Raw genomic sequence first — 18,451 nt, forward strand, 5'->3', positions numbered from 1 at the left:
CTCTCTCCTAATAGAATTAGGAAAGAAGGCAGAGCCCGCTTTCCTAATTCGATTTATGTCTTCTGTAAAGGATATAACTTCTGCGCACATAATTCAACGGAACACTCCACACATGTACAAGCCGGGTAAACGGCCAGAATGCAAAAATCGTAAAGCCCATAAGTATATGAAGCTTGAAAGACATCGGTACGTCTCTCATCAGTGTCGGGTCAACACGGAATATGAATAAACCGCGGAACCAGATCGAGATCGTCTCCCGATAATCGAATTCCGGCTGTACCGCATTCGTTACGAGAGTCGCGAACATCCCCATGCATACAATGGCCAAAAGCAATACGTTTACAATCAAATCAGACGCTGTACTTAAACGGCGTACACTGCGTATTGTAAAACGACGAGAGGTAAGAATCAACATACCGAGGAACGTCATCGCTCCAAATATTCCACCAGCATAAACTGCTCCAATATGATACAGATGATCGTTTACACCCAGTGCATGCATCCAGGTTTTTGGTATGCCCAGACCGGACACGTGACCGAAAATAACCGGGATTATACCCAGGTGGAATAAGAGGCTTCCGATCATCAATTGTTTCTTTTCAATAAATTCACTTGATTTCGCTGTCCAATTGAACTGGTCGTTTCTATAGCGGAAAATATGCCCTACTATAAAGACGACCACGCACATATAAGGGAAAATGACCCATAAAAACTGCTCTAGCATCATCATTGCGCGGCTGCCTCCTGTTCTACGCAAGCTTTAAGCGTTTCGCGCAGTCCCTTCACCAGATGAAAATACGGGCTTTCCATTTTTTCCAGCGCTTTAAGCAAATGATATGTGCCGTCTTCCAGGATCGCGATTGGCATGCGGAAGTTTTCTGTCGTCTTCGGATCTTGCGCCCATTCGGCGGCATACAGAAATTCACACATGAGCGGAAGATAATCTGGCAGCTCTCCATCTGGCATTTCAAGACCGTACATCTCATATAGCACCTTTAACTTGACCAACATTTGTCCCCGTTCTTTTGCATCTTCGAATTTGAAGTAAGTCATATATAGTGCACAATTTTTTTGAAAATCAAAGGTTTCCGTATACATTTCCTGAATCTCTTCCATACTGAATTCTTGCATAAGGGACCAGTAGGTGTTCGCATGCGCATACGCCGGATGGTTCGGATCAAATGATGCTTCCAGAAAAGCCGGATGAAAATCCAGCTTTTCCGGGTACATGAGTTGCTGGGCGAAAAACCCGAATGACGGCTTGCATTCATACAGCTTCGCTACATTAATCACGCCAAATACCCCCGTAGAAGTTTTCTTCATACATTTCTTTGCCAGTTTTCAAAGGCTCTTCCATCCCCATTGAACTTGCCATACTACAGCCGTCACATCCAGAGCCCGAACCCATGTCTCCCATGGTGTCGCCGTAACCCGCAGATCCTTGAGCCCGGTACGGATTCGAATATCCTTCTTTATGCGATGTCGGAATGACGAAACGATCCTCATACTTGGCAATCGCCAGAAGTCGATACATATGCTCGGTCTGCCGCGGTGTCATGCCGATGCGCTCAAGACGGCTTTCATCGAAAGATTGTCCTGTAGACTGGGCACGCATATAGGAGCGCATCATAGCCATCCGTTGCAAGGATTCCTTCACGGTTTGCGTGTCGCCCGCCGTCAACATATTGGCAAGGTACTGAATAGGGGTCCGCATCTCTTCGATAGCCGGAAAGATCATATCGGGATTCTCAATCGAGTCTTTCCCTTCAAAGTAATTCATGATCGGACTAAGTGGTGGCACATACCAGACCATAGGTAAGGTGCGGTATTCCGGATGAAGCGGGAATGCCAGCTTGTGTTCAATGGCAAGCTTGTAGACCGGCGAGTTCTGCGCTGCTTCAATCCAGTCCTCCGAGATACCGTCTTTTCTCGCCTGAGCAATCACTGCTGGATCACTTGGATCCATGAACAGGTCGCACTGCGCTTTATAAAGTTCTTTCTCATCCTGCGTAGAGGCGGCCTCGAGCACCCGATCCGCGTCATACAGCATAACGCCAAGGTAGCGAATTCGTCCTGTACATGTCTCGGAGCAGACTGTCGGCAGGCCGGCTTCCACACGCGGGAAACAGAAGGTACATTTCTCAGCTTTGTTCGTCTGCCAGTTAAAGTACACTTTTTTGTATGGACAGCCCGTCATGCAATACCGCCAGCCGCGGCAGGCTTCCTGATCCACGAGCACGATTCCGTCCTCGTCCCGTTTGTACATAGCACCCGAAGGACAGGACGCAACACAGCTCGGATTTAGACAATGTTCGCAGAGCCGTGGGAGATAAACCATGAACGATTTCTCAAAGTTAAATTTAATCTCTTCTTCAATTTTCTGAATATTGGGATCAAGCGGACCGGTTACATGCGCACCCGCTAGGTCATCTTCCCAGTTTGGACCCCACTCCAAATCCATTTTTTCACCCGTTACCGCAGAATGCGCGCGTGCCACAGGTGAATGCTTCTGCTCGCCGGCGTTGGTCAGATGCTCGTAATTGTAAGTCCAGGGCTCATAATAATCTTTCATTTCCGGCATGTCTGGATTGTAAAAAATCTTACCCAGCGCTATCTTGGACAGCTTGTTCCCTGACTTCAGTTCCAGTTTTCCTTTGCGGAGCTGCCAGCCCCCTTTATATAGTTCCTGGTCTTCCCAGCGCTTCGGATAACCGATACCAGGTTTGGTTTCCACATTGTTGAACCACATATATTCCGCACCTTTGCGGTTCGTCCAGGTTGTTTTGCATGTCACGCTGCACGTATGGCAGCCGATACATTTATCCAGGTTCATGACCATGGCAATTTGAGCTTTAATCTTCAAGCCAGTTAACCTCCTTCATTTTACGTACCGCAACGTACACATCACGTTGGTTGCCGATCGGACCATAATAGTTGAATCCATAGCTAAGCTGAGCATATCCACCAACCATCTGGGTTGGTTTTAGATGAATTCTTGTCGGTGCGTTATGACTACCGCCGCGTGTATCCGTGATTTCGGAGCCTGGCACTTGAATGTGCTTATCCTGAGCATGGTACATGAACATCGTTCCTCTTGGCATCCGGTGGCTGACAACGGTCCGGGCGGTCACGACGCCGTTACGGTTGTATACCTCTACCCAGTCATTGTCGGCAAGACCGTGCGCCTCTGCGTCTTCGTTGTTGATCCACACGGTAGGACCTCCACGAAACAGTGTAAGCATGTGCTGGTTGTCCTGGTAGGTGGAGTGAATATTCCATTTACCATGCGGTGTTAGATAACGGAGCACAAGTGAATCTTGCCCGCCTTTTATTTCCCGGTCGCGAGGGCCAAACACCATTGGCGGCAGCGTCGGTTTGTAGATTGGCAATGATTCCCCAAATTGTTGGAAAATCTCATGATCAATATAAAAATGCTGTCTTCCCGTCAAAGTACGAAACGGAACGAGACGTTCAATATTCGTTGTAAATGGTGAATAGCGGCGTCCCTTCTTATTCGATCCAGTGAATACCGGTGTCGGTATAACTTCACGCGGCTGTGCCGTGATACTTTGGAAGGTGATTCTTTCCGCTGCCCGATCGGCCGAGATATCTTTGAGTTCCACACCGTGAAGCTCTTCTGCCCGCTCATAAGCCTTTTGCGAAACCCGTCCATTAGTCGCGGATGAAAGGTGAAGAATTGCATTGGCCACTTGGCGAGCTGTCTGAATTTTCGGTAGCCCGTCTTTAATGGACTCATCATAATAAACTCCATTCAACTTTTTCATTTCCTCATATTCGTCCGCCACGGAGAAGCTGACGCCATGTGCACCTGCTTTGCCGGTAATCAAATTCGGACCGAGTGAGATGAATTTATCATGAATTTTTGTATAATCGCGTTCAATAATACTGAAATTCGGCATAGTTTTACCCGGAATTGCTTCAATCTCGCCCTTCGTCCAATCCTTTACAAGACCCATCGACTGTGAAATCTCGCCTATACTGTCGTGTAAGAGCGGTGCGGTCACAAGGTCTTTATATATTCCTGGTAGGTACTCTTTTGCCATATCCGAAAAGACCTCAGAAAGCTGGCGGTAAATATCCCAGTCCGCGCGGGATTCCCACAGTGGATTAACAGCCGGGTTAAACGGATGCACGAAAGGATGCATGTCTGTTGACGATAAGTCTGTTTTTTCGTACCAAGTTGCAGCCGGAAGCACGATGTCCGCATACAATGGGGTCGTTGTCATCCGAAAATCAAGTGCAACCATCAGATCAAGCTTTCCTTCTACATCTTCTCTCCAAACGATTTCCTCAGGCTTCTGTTCTTCATTCGGCCGAGCAAGCAGGGCATCGGATGCTCCGAGTAAATGTTTCATGAAATACTCTTGTCCCTTCGCCGAACTGGAAATCAGATTTGACCGCCAAACAAAGAGTGAACGCGGGAAGTTTTCGGCTGCCCCAGGATCTTCTACAGCAAAGCGTGTCTTACGTGATTTAATCTCTTCTACAGAATGATTAATGATGTCCTCGTTGGACTTCTTGCCTAATTGTGCCGCCTCTTCAGCGAACAGCAGGCTGTTTTTATTAAACTGTGGATAAGAAGGCAGCCACCCCAGGCGCGCTGCGAGCACGTTGTAGTCTGCTGGATGTGTGTAACTAACATCCCCGCCAATCGGTGACTTCAAGCTGTCTGTTCCACTTTCTTCATAACGCCACTGCTCCGTTGCAAAGTAGAAAAATGATGTCGCATTTTGCTGCCGAGCCGCCCCTTGCCAGTCTTTTGCAAAGGCAATCGTTGACCAGCCTTCGATTGGGCGGAGCTTTTCTTGACCAACATAATGCGCCCAGCCTCCACCGTTTACACCTTGGGAAGCAGTCAACACGACCAGATTCAAGATGGATCGATAGATCGTGTCACTATTGAACCAGTGATTGATACCCGCACCCATAATAATCATGGAGCGCCCTTTAGTATCGATAGCATTTTGAGCAAATTCCCGAGCAATCTGTACCACAACTGACGCCTTCACACCTGTGATCTTCTCCTGCCAGGCAGGGGTATAATGCGAAGCTTCGTCGTAATAATTCTTGGCGTTATGAGGGCTGTCATTGCGTGCGACACCGTACTGGCTCATCATCAAATCGTACACGGTTGCTACGTAACGTTCCGAGCCATCTGCCAAGCGTACTTTTTTGGCTGGAATTACACGTTTGAACGTTCCATTACCGGCGTTATCAAAGTAAGGGAATACGACTTCTTCCCATTGCTCGCCATGACCTTCCACAGTGAGCGCGGGCTCAACCTTTGTTCCATCTTCCCGTTCCAGAATCAGGTTCCATTTCTTATCCTGCTCCCAGCGCTGTCCCATCGTACCGTTCGGGACCAGCATTTCCCCCGCCGCTTCGTCATATATGACTGGCTTCCAGTCTGCATGCGGCGATACATCCCCAAGGTCACTCGCCCGTAGAAAACGTCCACCTTTCCAGACTCCTTCGTGTGGATCAAGCAGAATCATAAACGGCATATCCGTATATTGTTTGGCATAGTTAATGAACATCGGTTCTTGGCGCTCTTTGTAGAACTCATCGAGAATAACATGCGTCATAGCCTGGGCTACGGCAGCATCTGTACCCGGATGTGGTGCAAGCCAGTTGTCAGCGAACTTCACATTCTCCGCCAAGTCGGGAGCCACTGATACGACTTTTGTTCCCTTATAACGTACTTCCGTCATAAAATGAGCGTCTGGCGTCCGGGTAAGTGGTACGTTCGATCCCCACATGATCAGGTAACCCGCATTGTACCAATCAGAAGATTCCGGTACATCCGTCTGCTCACCCCAAATTTGAGGAGATGAAGGCGGAAGGTCGGCATACCAATCATAGAAACTCAACATCTGTCCACCGAGAAGCGAAATGAATCGGGCTCCTGAAGCGTAGCTTATCATTGACATCGCCGGGATTGGCGTAAAGCCCGCGATGCGGTCGGGACCATACTTACGAATGGTATAGATGAGCTGCGCCGAGATCAGACGCAGGACATCGTCCCAAGCGACACGGACATGACCGCCTTTTCCGCGAGCTGATTTGTAGAGCTTGGCTTTCTCAGGGTCTTCTACGATGCTTGCCCATGCGTCCACTGGATTCGTATGCTCCTTAATGGCGGCTAACCAAAGCCGCAATAACTTACCGCGCATATAGGGGTATTTCACGCGTAATGGACTGTATTCATACCAGGAAAATGTAGCCCCACGCGGGCATCCCCGCGGTTCAAATTCTGGCATATCAACACCGCAGGAAGGATAATCGATCTGTTGATTTTCCCAGGTAATGATGCCGTTTTTCACAAAAACCTTCCAACTACAGGAACCGGTGCAGTTCACTCCGTGCGTCGTCCGAACCACTTTGTCGTGAGACCAACGCTGACGGTACACGTTTTCCCATTCTCTATTTTTTTCCTCAAGGATTGACCAATTTCCCGAATAGCTTTCGATCGGTTTAAAAAAGTTGAGGTTGTATTTTTTTTTCATCGATGACCAACACTCCTTTTTAGAATGAATCATCCCAACGCAAGTTCCAAAGGAAGACTCATTCGCTTACTCTCATTATGTAATTCATCCATGTTTGTTCCCATTAGGGAATGTCCTATAGCGCTACAGGAAATCCCTCGTTCTATAAAAAGATACAAAAAGCCTCCCTCTAATAGAGGGAAGCTTCTATGAAGGCGGACCCGTTTTTGCGATCGCACTTTTTGGCCTTGATTAATTGTTCTTTTGGCCGGTTAATAGGAGCATAATAAAGGAAATGACTATTAAAGAGCATGTCCAGGCCCATGCCATAGGAAGATGACCAGAATCCACCGCTACATAAATGGCCGTCGGAATGGTTTGGGTTTTACCTGGAATATTTCCGGCAATCATCAGCGTAGCACCGAATTCGCCCAGACTGCGGGCAAAACCGAGTATAAAGGCAGCTTTAAGTGAAGGGAAAATTAAGGGAAAAGTTATATATCGGAAAACCTGCCATTCACTCGCCCCTATCGAACGTCCCGCTTCTTCCAACTCCTCATCAACAGAAGCAAATCCCACCTTCATCGTCCGATAGACAAGAGGGAAAGCCACAACGACCGACGCGACCACCGCAGCCCACCACGAGAATACAATGGGTTCACCAAACCATTGCTCCACAAAACGTCCAAACCCACTTTTTCGCCCAAGTAATACTAACAGTAAAAACCCAACAACGGTCGGAGGGAGTACCAAGGGCAGCATAAATACGGTTTCAACGAACGTTTTTCCTTTAAACGATCCTAATCGGGACATTGACCATGCTATAACCAAGCCTGCTACGATCACCAACACGCTTGATAACAGCGCCACCTGCAACGATAATTGAATTGGAGACCAATATTCATTCCAATTCATGATTTGCATGTTTACTTCGGTATGGAAAATCCATACTTCAGCATCTCGGCTATGTTTTGAAGCTTTAACCCCCCCGATTGGGTTGATTTTTGCATTATGTTCGACTCCTCAATGGTTTAGTTCATCATTATGTGATGGGTTTCGTTATTGCTGTGCCTGTCTCGTACGTTCGAATAGTGTACAATTTTCAAGAAGAATATGATTAAAAATATCTGCTTCCAGATTTTCTAACCGCTTCAATACGAGCCGATGCGTACCACAAGCCTCCTGCAACGGCTCAAAACCGTTTGTGATCAAGCGCAGTTCCTTCAGTAATTCCACCACAGCTTGATGCTCGTCTTGCAACTTGGATAAATACGGATTTAGTGCTTCTGCCCGTTCAACTGTCGATTCCTGTAAAAACGCTTGAATCATCGGAAACACAAGGTTTTCCTCATTTTGAATGTGTTCCGATAATCCCTGTTTAAGCAAGGTGAACAGTTCATTAACTCGCTTTAGATGCGGATAACGTTCGCCGTGAACCCGCGTTAGTTTGGTTACATACGGCGTGAGCGCCGATAGTTCTTCGCGAAGCTTTGTATGATACTCATCCTGGATATAGGCGATTAGTTCTTTTGGTTCGAGTGAAGAAGGCTGCATTTGTTTTTGCTGTGTCTGACTTTCCTCCACTTCATGCACCTGCGCCAGCAGTTCACCAGCATGGAGACCTCGGTCGGCAGCCGCTTCACGGAGCGATATTTTCCCGCCACAGCAGAAGTCAATCCGCAGTTTACGGAACAAATCTCCTGTTTTTGGTACTTCCTTCACAATGTCCGCTACCCATGTTTCTTCCGTTAACTGGCTCATCGTCCATTCCTCCATCTTACTTCAATTTTATACTCAACTTTCATTCTACGTCTCCCTTAAAGCTGAACCAATCAGGGGGTTCCCTCTTTCATTAGTCGAAAGAGCCTGATTATAAAAAATCAGAAAGCAATTGTTCAGCCGCTTCTTTCCCTTGAGCGATGCAATCTGGAATTCCAACGCCCCCATAGCCGGCACCGCATAGAAAAACACCCGGTAAATACTGTGCGAAGTCCTGTCTCACCCTCGCCATATGCTCTTTGTGTCCAATCGGATATTGCGGCATCGATCGATCACACCTGCTGACTTCGGCGAATTCCGGTTCCGCTTTCAGGCCCATTAAATCTTTCAAATCTTTGCGCGCGGCATCCACAAGTTGATCGTCTGTCATCTGAATCCACTCCTGTGCGCCTGCATGTCCAATATAGGTCCGTAAAAGTGTATATCCTTCAGGAGCAGTATGGCTCCACTTTGTCGAAGACCATGTACATGCCGTAATCATTTTGCCTTCTTTGCGGGGTACCAGAAATCCCGTTCCCTCAAAAGCAAGATTAAGATCTGTATTTTTATAAGCAAGGGCAATATTGGCTACGGAAACATAGTTAATCTTGTTTAACCAGCTAGCGCTTGCAACACCGGAGAATAATTTAGCCGCTTCAAAAGCTGGAACAGCGCAGATCACCGCATCCGCATCTATTTTTTGTCCATGTTCTAAAATGACCTGATAACCGCTTTCTTTCCTTACTTCAACTACACCTTGTCCCATAACAAATTGTACGGTATCGAGCCTTTCCTTTAACCGCTCCACGATTGAAGACAATCCTTGTCGATAGGAAAGAAACATACTTTTCTTAGCGATATCCGGCAGTTTGTCTTGTACAGCCGGCTTTCTCCCAGCTCCTTTAGACATACCTTTAATCAGACTTCCATGCTTTTGTTCCATGTGCTTAAATTGAGGGAAGGTTGACATGAGGCTCAGAGAGTGTGTATCGCCAGCGTAAATTCCAGACAGCAGAGGTTCTGTAATCTGGTCCAGAACTTCTTTGCCGAGACGCCGTTTGATAAAATCACCTAAAGATTCGTCCGCATCACCTTTCTTCGCCGGAATGATTAAATCCAGGGCTGCCCGTGCTTTTCCCAGCGGAGAAATAAGCCCTGTCCGAATGAAAGGGGTGAGCTTCGTTGGAATGCCCAGAATGAAGCCCATCGGCATCGTATGAAGTTTGCCCTTATGCAAAATGCAAGCAGATTTGGCTTTCGGGTTTGTCGATACCAGCTCTGCTTCCAGCCCCAACTCCATGGTCAGATCCAATATTGCCGTCTTTCTGGCCAAGAAAGCATCCGGTCCTTTTTCGATCATAAAATCGTTTTGGCGAACAGTTTGCAGCCTTCCTCCCAGACGGTCGCTCTTCTCCACCAATGTAATCTCCACTTCAAGATGCCTATCCTCAGCCAGCTTTTTCACATAAAAGGCAGCACTTAAACCGCTTATTCCTCCACCGAGAATAACGACTTTTTTAGAACTTTTTTTCATGAAAACACTTTTCCTCTCCAACCCCGGGTATATAAGCGCAATAAGGGTCACTCTCCAAATAGTCTCCTGTTATTGCAAAAGCCCTTGCTCTGGATCCCCCACAGACGGCCTTGAATTCACAGACTCCACATTTACCTTTAAGTAGGGACTTATCTCTAAGATTGATCATGATCGGAGAGTTGCGATAAATATCTGCCAGGCTATCCTTTCGTACATTCCCGCATATAAGAGGCAGGAAACCGCTCGGGTATACTTCACCGATATGACTAATAAAAACAAATCCATCTCCGTCATTTACGCCTTTAGGAGCACGTCCTAAAACATCTGCCCTCTTTTGTCCGTCTGCTACACTGCTCTCACCTGCTCTGTGCTTTTCCTGCAGTACAACCCTCCGGTAGTGAGGAGCTTCTGTAGCCTTCACGCCGTACGGCATCTGTTGCTGTATTTGATACAACCATTTCATTACGGCTTCATGCTCATCAGGAGTAATCATATCTTTCTCCATGCCACGTCCGGTTGGAACAAGGAAAAATAAACTCCATAACACGGCCTGCATTTCCTTTACCCTTTCTGCAATTTGCTCCAGATCATGAAGATTGTACCGGGACACCGTAGTGTTCACTTGAATAGGGATATTCAGTTCCTTTAAATAACCAATTCCTCGCATGGTCGTATCGTAAGAACCCGGAGTACCCCGAAAATGATCGTGAATGTCTGCACATGAACCGTCGAGACTAAACGCCCACCGCGATAACCCAACTTGCTTTGCTTTTTCAACCGCTGCCCGTGTCACTTTAGGGGTGGCACTGGGGGTCATTGAAACCGACAGCTTTTTCTCTTCAATTGCATATTGAGCCAGTTCAAACAGATCAGGACGCATTAAAGGATCTCCGCCTGTGAATACAACCAACGGATGATTCATTTCAGCGATTTGATCTATAAGCTTCTTACCTTCTTCTAGTGTCAGTTGGCGAGGATCAGGCTTGTACTGAGCTTCCGCTCTACAGTGAAGGCACTTTAAAGCACAAGCTCGTGTAACCTCCCAGATGACTATAAACGGGTCTGTATGATAATCACGCGGCGTTTTCAAAGATATCATTGATGTCTCTCCTTTTAGAAGTATAAAAACAACACAAAAACATAGAGCATCATTGAAAATCCAATTTCCGCCATGCCAACTTGTTTTGCTTTTAATCCGAGTTTAGGAAGCCATATGGCTCGTATCAAAAAAATCAAAAAAGGAACAAACAGAGGTAACTTTAACCAAGTAGCAAACAACAAAATCACCAAATGATAGATAACGGAAGCATAATGGTAACGTATATTTTTTCTTTCACGAATGATCGTTTTGACATAGAAAGCAGTTCCGATAAAGTAAAGCACCAAAAGCAAGAATAGCTCTGTTGCTACTCTCCAATCCTCTCCTCCCCCCATATAAATAACGGGGTATATAAAAGAACAAAAGAGTAGAATTGCAACAATATCATTGAGTAAAGCACGTTCATTTTTCGTTTTTGCAAAATAAATATTAGCCATAAAAAAAAGCAATAGAAGAACTCCATACCAGATCAAGGCAGGCTCAATCCATATCAGTGAAATTAACAAAGGAAGTAATATCACTCCGTATACAACGGCGGGTTTGCGGTATCTTTCACTGCTGCCTGTCTTGATCCATTGGAGAACAGGAAAACTGAATAAGTAGATAAAAAACCAGCACACAAATAGTGGTATATGAATGAGTTCCCCTCGAGAAGCAGCTAAACCGAATAAAAATGGAAGAATGAGCATGGCCCAGGCTCCATGTTGATTGGGTATGTATCTGCTCATCCCCTTCAAACCCTTGATCCTTTTTTCACAATCTTTTGTATGTCTGTTATTTCGGTTAATCGATTCATCAACCATTCCCCCAAGATTAAGTTTTATCTTCTAACTTCATTCTAAGTATTATATGAAATTGAACCAATTAGGGAGTTCCCTTTTCCTTAGGGGGGAATATCCTAACCGGAAAAATAGCGCTATTTTCTTATGCTATACTGTACTAAAAAAGGGAACAAAGAAAGGATGAACTGTTATGGGAGGACCTTCTTTACGTCAACTGCATGCTCATCATGCCATTCATCAAGGCGGGCTATCTGGCGCTCTAGATAAGACGAGAGAAGTAGAGGAATTACTCGAAGCAAAAGAATTCAAGGTGGCGCGCCAGGCTGCCGACCACTTGATCGAATATTGGGAAACCCGCATTCTCAGCCATGCTGATGCAGAAGAGGAAGGATTCTATCAGGAAATGGTCGAGAAAAAACCGGAGCTGCAGGAGGCTGTTGTCAAACTTACACGGGATCATGATCTGCTCCGAATCATTGTAAAAGAGCTCAAAGCCGGGATCCGTGAAGAAGGGCTTACGCCTGAAGTTCTTCAGCAGTTCCACACGCTTCTGGTTGTCAATGCCATTCATAGTCGGGAAGAAGAACGTTTGTTGTTTGAGGAATCGTCATGATCAAGATGTGGCGTAACGATTCACTTTCTCTATAAAAATGTACCGAAGAAATAGTCCAACGCCTCCTGCGAGTATCCGTCATCTCCTTGCCAAGTTGCTACGGAATAAAAATCATGATTGCCGTTCTGTCGTTTACGAGGCGTGTCCTGTGGGACCAGCAGTCCGGCATATCCCCACACCTCCATGACTACATCACGCTCGTTTTTGCTGGATGGAAACACATCCTTCCAGCGCTTTTCCAATTGACGTGCACTGCTTTGAGCATCACAGTTCTGAACAGCTTCGAGCATGTTATGAAGTATAGCCAGATCCTCATCGGAAACCTGAACATCCTCTTCTTGACTGACAATTCAAGGTCCATCCAGCAATAAAGAAGGTGATTCAGACGAACACCGCCCCATTTGATTCGTTCAAAATTCAGTACATTCAATTCTTCATTGACGTATTCCTTATCGGACATCATTTTATTAAAATTACAATCCCCACAGCTACTGTAATTGGGCAGGACGACAGGCCGCTCCCCATAGGTGTGCAAAGGAAGCCCAGCGGTTAATGCCCAGCTCGATAAGGCGCTTCGTAAATGAACCTTTTTCGTGGAAAGACTGTGCAAAAACGCTGCTGCCACTCGCTCTTTTGTAGCCTTTTGCTGGTGCAGCTCATGTAACCTGTTTATAATCTCGTTATGTGTAATGGTGATCGGATCGAACATCAAGCCCTTACTTTTGGCATATTCAAAATCCTCACCGGAAAAAGGGCACTGGTGCTGTTTCCAGCCGGCGGAAGACCAGAAGGTGTTCATAAGTATTTTCTTTGCCTTTTTATCCATAACACATCTCCCTTATGCGTCCAAACATCCCCACCAACCAACATAAAGAGCAGGGTTCAGGTGTGCTCTATGTAAGATCGCTATTCGTCTCTATATTTTAACGCAATTGCTGTATTTCCTGATCTGGGATCGAAATAGGAATATATTTTCCCACAATTCAATTCGTATTCTGTGTAGGGATAAGGCTTCGTCTGTCGATAACTTGGCTTTACGGACAAATGCTGTTGTAACAAACGATCATGCTCTCTTTGCCGCTTCCTCTCCCCTTCCTCAGACCAGTTATCCCATGAAGTTGGAAATTCATCGCCCCGGAGCGAAATCTCCAACGAATACCAAGTGGTCTCTAACAACTGATCTTCCGTTAAAGATGAGTAAATAGCACGCTCACCATCGACCTGAATGATTCCCGATTCCCAGTCATTCATTGCTGCCACTCCTTCAGCTATTATGCCAATCTCCTACGGTTGCTCTCTGTCCTCATTTGTCCACATGATTGAAAATGGCCTGCCAGGCCCGATCTAGCACGCGCGTATGTAACTGTTTGGCATAAACATTTCTAATGATGGCAAGAACGATCACACCCACGAATACAACACTGAGCAAAGTGATAGAGGGAACCCAATATTCAAACATGGCATTCGCCAGCACTTGCAGCAAACGTCGTTCTGGTTGTAAATATTCCACCGCCGCAACGATGCCTGCTGCCAGCAATACGATCACAGATATGATCATAAGCATTGCATTGATTACTATAAAAGCTGAACTTAAAAAGTACCTTTTTTGAGTTCAGCTTTTATATGTTCCAAGAGTGAAATAATTGAAGGACGCTGTCCTCACTTTCGTCATTTATTATCGTTTGCAATATACCCCACTAGGGTATATTGTTAGAGTGGGTAAAAAAAACATTAAAGGAGTTGTAGACGATGAAGAAACATTGGGCTTTACTCGTTGGCGCTGCTGCCATACTTATGTTGAGTGGATGCGGTAACGAAAGCACTACAGAACCAGAACATACAGCAAACAACAGTCAGCAACATACTGCAAGCGACATGAACCATTCCGCTTCCAATGAAGTTCCTGACGGATTAAAAACAGCTGATAACCCGACCTTCAAAGTAGGCAGTCAGGCCATAATTAAAGCGGATCACATGCCAGGTATGGATGGCGCAACAGCTACCATAACGGGCGCTTATACCACCACTGCTTATACGGTTTCATATACTCCTACGACAGGCGGGGAGAAAGTCACCGATCACAAATGGGTCATTCAAGAAGAAATTCAAGATGCGGGCAGCGACCCGTATTCACCGGGCACTGAGGTTACATTGACGGCTGATCATATGAAAGGAATGAAGGGGACAAAGGCCACCATTGATACAGCAACGCCAACAACAGTGTACATGGTTGATTACACGCCGACTACCGGGGGAGAGCCTGTTAAAAACCACAAATGGGTGACAGAAAGCGAGCTTGCCGCAACCTAAATTCATGATTGTCCATTTCATCAAATGTTATATGATAAAAAAGGCGTCCCCGGAATGGGTGCGCCTTTTAACTGTAAATTTGAGAGCATAAGCTTCAAAATCAGACGCGATTCCTTCCGACGCCATAGTGATAAAAAAAGCCGCTTCTTCGGATTTCGTCTTATAACATTCCTCTATATGAAAGCGATCCACATGAAAGCGATCCACAAAGAATGAATCAGCTGCCACACGGCTTTCCGCTACTTCTGTTATCTGTTTATTCATCGTAGCCATCATTCGCGCTCTGTTCATATGTATCTCCTTTGGTCGGTTTGTTTAACGTGGCATACGCAATATGGCCGCCTTCAAAACTTTAGTCCCTTCTTCGCTTTTCAAATAATCCGACGGTGTATCGTTGCCGAGTGCGGGGACTTTTCGGTCCATCCAAGTCAGCAAATATTCGCCCATATCGGGCAGCAGCACAATCTGAATCTCCTTTGGAATTTTACTCTCGGCCACTTTTGCTCTTATAGCCGAATCCACCTGATCATATCGCTCCTGATAGATCTGAACCGTGTTGGCCCAGCTCTCCGGCTTAAACTCTTTCAAATATATGTCTCTCATCCATGAACCCTCCTTATGATCTCTGAAAACGCTTCTCATGCTGAAGCAACCATTCTTTTCTCCACAGACCCCCTGCATAGCCCGTTAGTTTCTGATTTGAACCGATAATTCGGTGACATGGAATCACAATGCTCAGCTTGTTTTTGCCATTAGCACTGCCTACGGCTCGGATCGCTTTTTCATTTCCAATAGCGAGGGCAATATCTTTATAAGCTGACGTTTCACCGTAGCCTACGGTCATCAGTGCATTCCATACTCTTTGCTGAAAGTCTGTACCTTCAAAGGCATAGGAAAACGTAAACTCATGGCGCTCACCTTTAAAATACTCGTCAAGCTGACTCGCACATTCCTCTAAAACCTGAGGTGAAGCCTCTTCCTTAATTCTGGTTATGGGCACATCCCGATCAGAGAACATGATAGAATATACAGCCTCATTTGTGCCCTGTATTTCTATCTCTCCAATCGGCGATACATAATTCAATACATATTGCTTGCTCATAAATGGATAACAACCTCCTTGAACTACTCCTTACTCAACTTCCTATACTCACTAGGAGAACATTGCTTCAAGCTGCGAAACGCCTTATAGAAATTGGAGGGACTTTGGAAGCCCGTCTCATAGCAAATCTCAAGATTCGTAAGATCTGTACTTTTTAGAAGATAGGCTGCCTTATCCACTCTTATTTTTTCCAAATACGTACGCGGGGTTTCGGAGGTTTCCTGTTTAAAGATCCGATCCAAATAAAAAGAGCTTATTCCAACATGATCCGCAATATCCTGCAATACAAGTTTTTCCTTGTAATGATTGACCAAGAAGGTAACCACATTCTGTACAAGCCTGATATACGGCGAATGGTCTGTATGGGGCTGGCATCTTTTACAAGCACGAAAACCCGCCTTTTCCACTGTGTCCAGATCAAAGTAAAACTCCACATTTATTTTTTTCGGCTTTTTGGATCGACAGGAAGGTCGGCAGTATATTCGGGTTGTTTTCACAGCGGTAAAAAACAATCCGTCATATTTACGATCACACGCTATAATTTTCTCCCACATTTCTTCAAAAGAAAGACTAAGGTTAGCCATGATCGAATATTCTGTCCTTTCTATAGTTCATCCTCATCTATATAAATGTGATGTATCTTGAAGCTCTATCAACTGTTCGGCGTTCTTTTGCAAAGCAACTATTATCTTATCAGAAAATGCATTTCCAAAGCTAAACCGTTTAACTCCTAACTGGTGAAGCTGGTGGACATTCGTCAGACCCGGCAAGGATAAAATATTAAGCGGAGCATGTATATGAAACACAGCTTCCCTGATCTCTTCATCACTCTTTAAGCCTGGAACAAAAATTCCGCTCGCACCACTATCCACATACGCTTTGGCCCGCTCTATGGTCTCTGAAAGTGGGGTATCCATCTGCAAATATGTATCCGTTCTTGCGTTTATAAAAAACTCTTTAAACCCACGAGCATCCAAGGCTGCTCTTATTTTGGACAACAAGTTACTGTGCAAACCCACCTCTCGAAGTCCCTTCTGCTGTTTTAATGAATCTTCAATATTAATCCCTGCAACTCCCACATCGGCTACCCTTAAAATATGCTCAACAATCGTTGCCGTGTCCTCCCCATATCCTGCCTCAATATCTGCCGACACTGGAATCTGAACATGCTCAGTAATCGTCCGAATAATGCTTACATGCTGGTCAAAATCAATAAGCTCTCCATCTAAAAATCCAAGCGTGTTGGCAATTCCCCAGCTCGTCGTACCGATCGCCTTAAAGCCTGCTTTCTCCAGAGCCACCGCAGATAGCAAATCCCAGGCGTTACCTAAAAATAAAAGTTCCTCTGATGTGTGAAGTGCATGAAAGTGCTGGATTTTGTTCATAAATATAGCCTCCTGATATGTGATGTAACTCATTTTATCAAGAGGCTATCTTTGTTTCGTCCTCATTCTTGCACTTATGGTCTGTAAAGCCACTGAGGCATTAAGCCACTTTGGCCGAATCTCTGAATCTGAATCCAAAATACCTACTACACAAACCAGAACAAATGCGCGTTACCATACTCCAGAAAAAGGAAACGTGGTAGACCAATTCATGATCTAGCTTTCCTTTTTTTCAAGGCTATATTAAAAAATTAAATTTAATTTTAATGAAATATGCCATGCGTTTTAAATGTACTTTTTCGCAGTATAAAAAACAGAAGCTCCTCGAAAGGGGCCTCTGTTCAATTTCATATGCCTTAACTATTATAATTACAATTCACCGTGATCATAAGCTTCTTGTATCATTTCACGAATGGTTTTGCGCTTTTCGCCAGTCAATTTTTCTACATCATCGCTGAGCACTGCCATCAGACCTTCACGAAGGGCGCGTCCGCCAGTCACCATATCATCACTGCACCAAGGAATCGGTGAATTTTTCATCCCTTGATCTGTGTTTCTCGGTACGCCCAGACTATCCCACAGTGCATACATTTCATCATCCGTCTTATTTACAAAACGAAGCGGTCTACCTGTGATCTCAGTAGTGATGCGCACAATATCATCGGGTGAAAGCAGTTCAGGCCCTGTAACATCATAGGTCGTATTATCTTCACCCTTGCCGAGTAGTAGTGCAACAGCCGTTTTGGCACAATCCTCACGGGAAATAAACGCGCATTTTCCTTCTCCATAATTGAAAATCCATTCACCCTTATTCAGGGCATCCGGCAATCCGTAGCGAAGCAACGATTCAAAATATTGACTGTCACGCATAAAATTCCATTTCAAGCCGGATTGTTGAACATATTTTTCGGTAATACGATGGTCTACGGTAACCAGAGCAGGGTTTTCATCATCCCCTGCACCCAAAAAGGACGTGTACACGATTTTCTTTACGCCCGCCGCTACTGCGCCATCTACCGCATTTTTATGCATTTGTACCCGTTTCTCTCCAATAATCGGCATCGAAACCAGGAAAAACTGCTCCCCGCCTTCAAAAGCGTCTTTAATAGATTCCACGCTATTAAAGTCTGCTTTTCTGACATCCACACCTAATTTTCTATATTGTTCCAAATTCTCCGGACTAGGGCTTGTGAAAATGAGACTTTCAGGTGCTACCGTTTTGAGAATCCCTTTAGCCACGCTGCTTCCGAATTGTCCATCTACACCTGTAATAATAGTTTTTCCCTGTACATTCGCCATGTCCAACAGCTCCTTTGTTTTGCTCTCAGTCTATTAGTAATTATTTTCACAAATCTAGTCTCG

Annotated in this window: 19 protein-coding genes and 1 pseudogene; 2 read left to right on the forward strand and 18 right to left on the reverse strand. The window is 45.3% G+C overall.

The genetic code is table 11. The annotated features are described in order from the left end of the window. Positions 1–43: 43 nt before the first annotated feature. The 9 genes from narI to AC0WRU_RS17480 form a co-directional block, all read right to left on the reverse strand. Positions 44–727 (reverse strand): respiratory nitrate reductase subunit gamma, encoded by a 684-nt coding sequence (gene narI, locus AC0WRU_RS17440; protein WP_476128668.1) that lies wholly within the window; start codon positions 725–727, stop codon positions 44–46. Continuing rightward, complete coding sequence (gene narJ, locus AC0WRU_RS17445; RefSeq protein ID WP_476125718.1) at positions 727–1,293, reverse strand: nitrate reductase molybdenum cofactor assembly chaperone; 567 nt, start codon at positions 1,291–1,293, stop codon at positions 727–729. The genes narI and narJ overlap by 1 nt, the downstream gene beginning before the upstream one ends. After that, positions 1,286–2,863 carry a nitrate reductase subunit beta gene (gene narH, locus AC0WRU_RS17450; protein ID WP_476125719.1) on the reverse strand — a complete coding sequence of 526 codons (1,578 nt, stop codon included), beginning with the start codon at positions 2,861–2,863 and terminating at the stop codon, positions 1,286–1,288. The genes narJ and narH overlap by 8 nt, the downstream gene beginning before the upstream one ends. Beyond that, on the reverse strand, positions 2,853–6,527 hold the full coding sequence (locus tag AC0WRU_RS17455) for a nitrate reductase subunit alpha (protein WP_476125720.1): 3,675 nt from the start codon (positions 6,525–6,527) through the stop codon (positions 2,853–2,855). Before AC0WRU_RS17455 ends, narH begins: the two co-directional genes overlap by 11 nt. A gap of 231 nt (positions 6,528–6,758) precedes the next feature. After that, a complete protein-coding gene (gene modB, locus AC0WRU_RS17460) occupies positions 6,759–7,430 on the reverse strand; it encodes a molybdate ABC transporter permease subunit (RefSeq protein WP_476125721.1) in 672 nt (223 codons plus the stop codon). A 135-nt stretch (positions 7,431–7,565) separates the two neighbouring features. Further along, the gene (ric, locus tag AC0WRU_RS17465) at positions 7,566–8,267 is read right to left on the reverse strand and encodes an iron-sulfur cluster repair di-iron protein (protein WP_476125722.1); all 702 of its coding nucleotides are present in this window, start codon (positions 8,265–8,267) and stop codon (positions 7,566–7,568) included. Positions 8,268–8,376: 109 nt separating this feature from the next. Beyond that, positions 8,377–9,798 (reverse strand): protoporphyrinogen oxidase, encoded by a 1,422-nt coding sequence (gene hemG, locus AC0WRU_RS17470; protein ID WP_476125723.1) that lies wholly within the window; start codon positions 9,796–9,798, stop codon positions 8,377–8,379. Beyond that, positions 9,782–10,897 (reverse strand): TIGR04053 family radical SAM/SPASM domain-containing protein, encoded by a 1,116-nt coding sequence (locus AC0WRU_RS17475; protein WP_476125724.1) that lies wholly within the window; start codon positions 10,895–10,897, stop codon positions 9,782–9,784. The genes hemG and AC0WRU_RS17475 overlap by 17 nt, the downstream gene beginning before the upstream one ends. A gap of 14 nt (positions 10,898–10,911) precedes the next feature. Next, a complete protein-coding gene (locus AC0WRU_RS17480) occupies positions 10,912–11,700 on the reverse strand; it encodes a YwiC-like family protein (RefSeq protein ID WP_476125725.1) in 789 nt (262 codons plus the stop codon). A gap of 169 nt (positions 11,701–11,869) precedes the next feature. On the opposite strand from AC0WRU_RS17480, the gene AC0WRU_RS17485 reads away from it, so the two are divergent. Next, a complete protein-coding gene (locus tag AC0WRU_RS17485) occupies positions 11,870–12,292 on the forward strand; it encodes a hemerythrin domain-containing protein (RefSeq protein ID WP_476125726.1) in 423 nt (140 codons plus the stop codon). 29 nt (positions 12,293–12,321) lie between these two features. On the opposite strand, the pseudogene AC0WRU_RS17490 reads toward AC0WRU_RS17485, so the two are convergent. The 3 genes and pseudogenes from AC0WRU_RS17490 to AC0WRU_RS17500 form a co-directional block, all read right to left on the reverse strand. Further along, positions 12,322–13,118 (reverse strand): annotated as a pseudogene (locus AC0WRU_RS17490) (hypothetical protein). 80 nt (positions 13,119–13,198) lie between these two features. Further along, positions 13,199–13,543 carry a hypothetical protein gene (locus AC0WRU_RS17495; protein WP_476125727.1) on the reverse strand — a complete coding sequence of 115 codons (345 nt, stop codon included), beginning with the start codon at positions 13,541–13,543 and terminating at the stop codon, positions 13,199–13,201. A gap of 52 nt (positions 13,544–13,595) precedes the next feature. Continuing rightward, positions 13,596–13,856, reverse strand: coding sequence for a hypothetical protein (locus AC0WRU_RS17500; RefSeq protein ID WP_476125728.1), 261 nt, complete (start codon positions 13,854–13,856; stop codon positions 13,596–13,598). Between the two features lie 185 nt (positions 13,857–14,041). Here AC0WRU_RS17500 and AC0WRU_RS17505 point away from each other — a divergent pair, with 185 nt between their 5' ends. Then, positions 14,042–14,602 carry a DUF1541 domain-containing protein gene (locus tag AC0WRU_RS17505; RefSeq protein WP_476125729.1) on the forward strand — a complete coding sequence of 187 codons (561 nt, stop codon included), beginning with the start codon at positions 14,042–14,044 and terminating at the stop codon, positions 14,600–14,602. A 27-nt stretch (positions 14,603–14,629) separates the two neighbouring features. Here AC0WRU_RS17505 and AC0WRU_RS17510 read toward each other — a convergent pair whose 3' ends face one another. From AC0WRU_RS17510 to AC0WRU_RS17535, 6 genes are all read right to left on the reverse strand, one after another. Further along, complete coding sequence (locus AC0WRU_RS17510) at positions 14,630–14,893, reverse strand: hypothetical protein (protein ID WP_476125730.1); 264 nt, start codon at positions 14,891–14,893, stop codon at positions 14,630–14,632. Between the two features lie 24 nt (positions 14,894–14,917). After that, positions 14,918–15,205 carry a hypothetical protein gene (locus AC0WRU_RS17515; protein ID WP_476125731.1) on the reverse strand — a complete coding sequence of 96 codons (288 nt, stop codon included), beginning with the start codon at positions 15,203–15,205 and terminating at the stop codon, positions 14,918–14,920. 13 nt (positions 15,206–15,218) lie between these two features. Beyond that, complete coding sequence (locus AC0WRU_RS17520) at positions 15,219–15,704, reverse strand: methylated-DNA--[protein]-cysteine S-methyltransferase (RefSeq protein ID WP_476125732.1); 486 nt, start codon at positions 15,702–15,704, stop codon at positions 15,219–15,221. Between the two features lie 23 nt (positions 15,705–15,727). Next, positions 15,728–16,288, reverse strand: a complete 561-nt coding sequence (locus AC0WRU_RS17525) for a bifunctional transcriptional activator/DNA repair enzyme AdaA (protein ID WP_476125733.1) — start codon at positions 16,286–16,288, stop codon at positions 15,728–15,730. 33 nt (positions 16,289–16,321) lie between these two features. Further along, positions 16,322–17,089, reverse strand: a complete 768-nt coding sequence (locus tag AC0WRU_RS17530) for an isocitrate lyase/PEP mutase family protein (RefSeq protein WP_476125734.1) — start codon at positions 17,087–17,089, stop codon at positions 16,322–16,324. A 369-nt stretch (positions 17,090–17,458) separates the two neighbouring features. After that, a complete protein-coding gene (locus AC0WRU_RS17535; protein ID WP_476125735.1) occupies positions 17,459–18,388 on the reverse strand; it encodes an SDR family oxidoreductase in 930 nt (309 codons plus the stop codon). Positions 18,389–18,451 lie beyond the last annotated feature (63 nt).

It is taken from the genome of Paenibacillus sp. 1-8, assembly GCF_056316205.1.

What these genes read in the sequence shown, in the direction of transcription:
- narI (WP_476128668.1), bottom strand. Translation starts at nt 727, where the DNA reads ATGATGCTAGAGCAGTTTTTATGGGTCATTTTCCCTTATATGTGCGTG.
- AC0WRU_RS17455 (WP_476125720.1), bottom strand. Translation starts at nt 6,527, where the DNA reads ATGAAAAAAAAATACAACCTCAACTTTTTTAAACCGATCGAAAGCTAT.
- modB (WP_476125721.1), bottom strand. Translation starts at nt 7,430, where the DNA reads ATGCAAATCATGAATTGGAATGAATATTGGTCTCCAATTCAATTATCG.
- ric (WP_476125722.1), bottom strand. Translation starts at nt 8,267, where the DNA reads ATGAGCCAGTTAACGGAAGAAACATGGGTAGCGGACATTGTGAAGGAA.
- hemG (WP_476125723.1), bottom strand. Translation starts at nt 9,798, where the DNA reads ATGAAAAAAAGTTCTAAAAAAGTCGTTATTCTCGGTGGAGGAATAAGC.
- AC0WRU_RS17475 (WP_476125724.1), bottom strand. Translation starts at nt 10,897, where the DNA reads ATGATATCTTTGAAAACGCCGCGTGATTATCATACAGACCCGTTTATA.
- AC0WRU_RS17480 (WP_476125725.1), bottom strand. Translation starts at nt 11,700, where the DNA reads ATGGTTGATGAATCGATTAACCGAAATAACAGACATACAAAAGATTGT.
- AC0WRU_RS17485 (WP_476125726.1), top strand. Translation starts at nt 11,870, where the DNA reads ATGGGAGGACCTTCTTTACGTCAACTGCATGCTCATCATGCCATTCAT.
- AC0WRU_RS17495 (WP_476125727.1), bottom strand. Translation starts at nt 13,543, where the DNA reads ATGAATGACTGGGAATCGGGAATCATTCAGGTCGATGGTGAGCGTGCT.
- AC0WRU_RS17500 (WP_476125728.1), bottom strand. Translation starts at nt 13,856, where the DNA reads ATGCTTATGATCATATCTGTGATCGTATTGCTGGCAGCAGGCATCGTT.
- AC0WRU_RS17505 (WP_476125729.1), top strand. Translation starts at nt 14,042, where the DNA reads ATGAAGAAACATTGGGCTTTACTCGTTGGCGCTGCTGCCATACTTATG.
- AC0WRU_RS17510 (WP_476125730.1), bottom strand. Translation starts at nt 14,893, where the DNA reads ATGAACAGAGCGCGAATGATGGCTACGATGAATAAACAGATAACAGAA.
- AC0WRU_RS17515 (WP_476125731.1), bottom strand. Translation starts at nt 15,205, where the DNA reads ATGAGAGACATATATTTGAAAGAGTTTAAGCCGGAGAGCTGGGCCAAC.
- AC0WRU_RS17520 (WP_476125732.1), bottom strand. Translation starts at nt 15,704, where the DNA reads ATGAGCAAGCAATATGTATTGAATTATGTATCGCCGATTGGAGAGATA.
- AC0WRU_RS17525 (WP_476125733.1), bottom strand. Translation starts at nt 16,288, where the DNA reads ATGGCTAACCTTAGTCTTTCTTTTGAAGAAATGTGGGAGAAAATTATA.
- AC0WRU_RS17530 (WP_476125734.1), bottom strand. Translation starts at nt 17,089, where the DNA reads ATGAACAAAATCCAGCACTTTCATGCACTTCACACATCAGAGGAACTT.
- AC0WRU_RS17535 (WP_476125735.1), bottom strand. Translation starts at nt 18,388, where the DNA reads ATGGCGAATGTACAGGGAAAAACTATTATTACAGGTGTAGATGGACAA.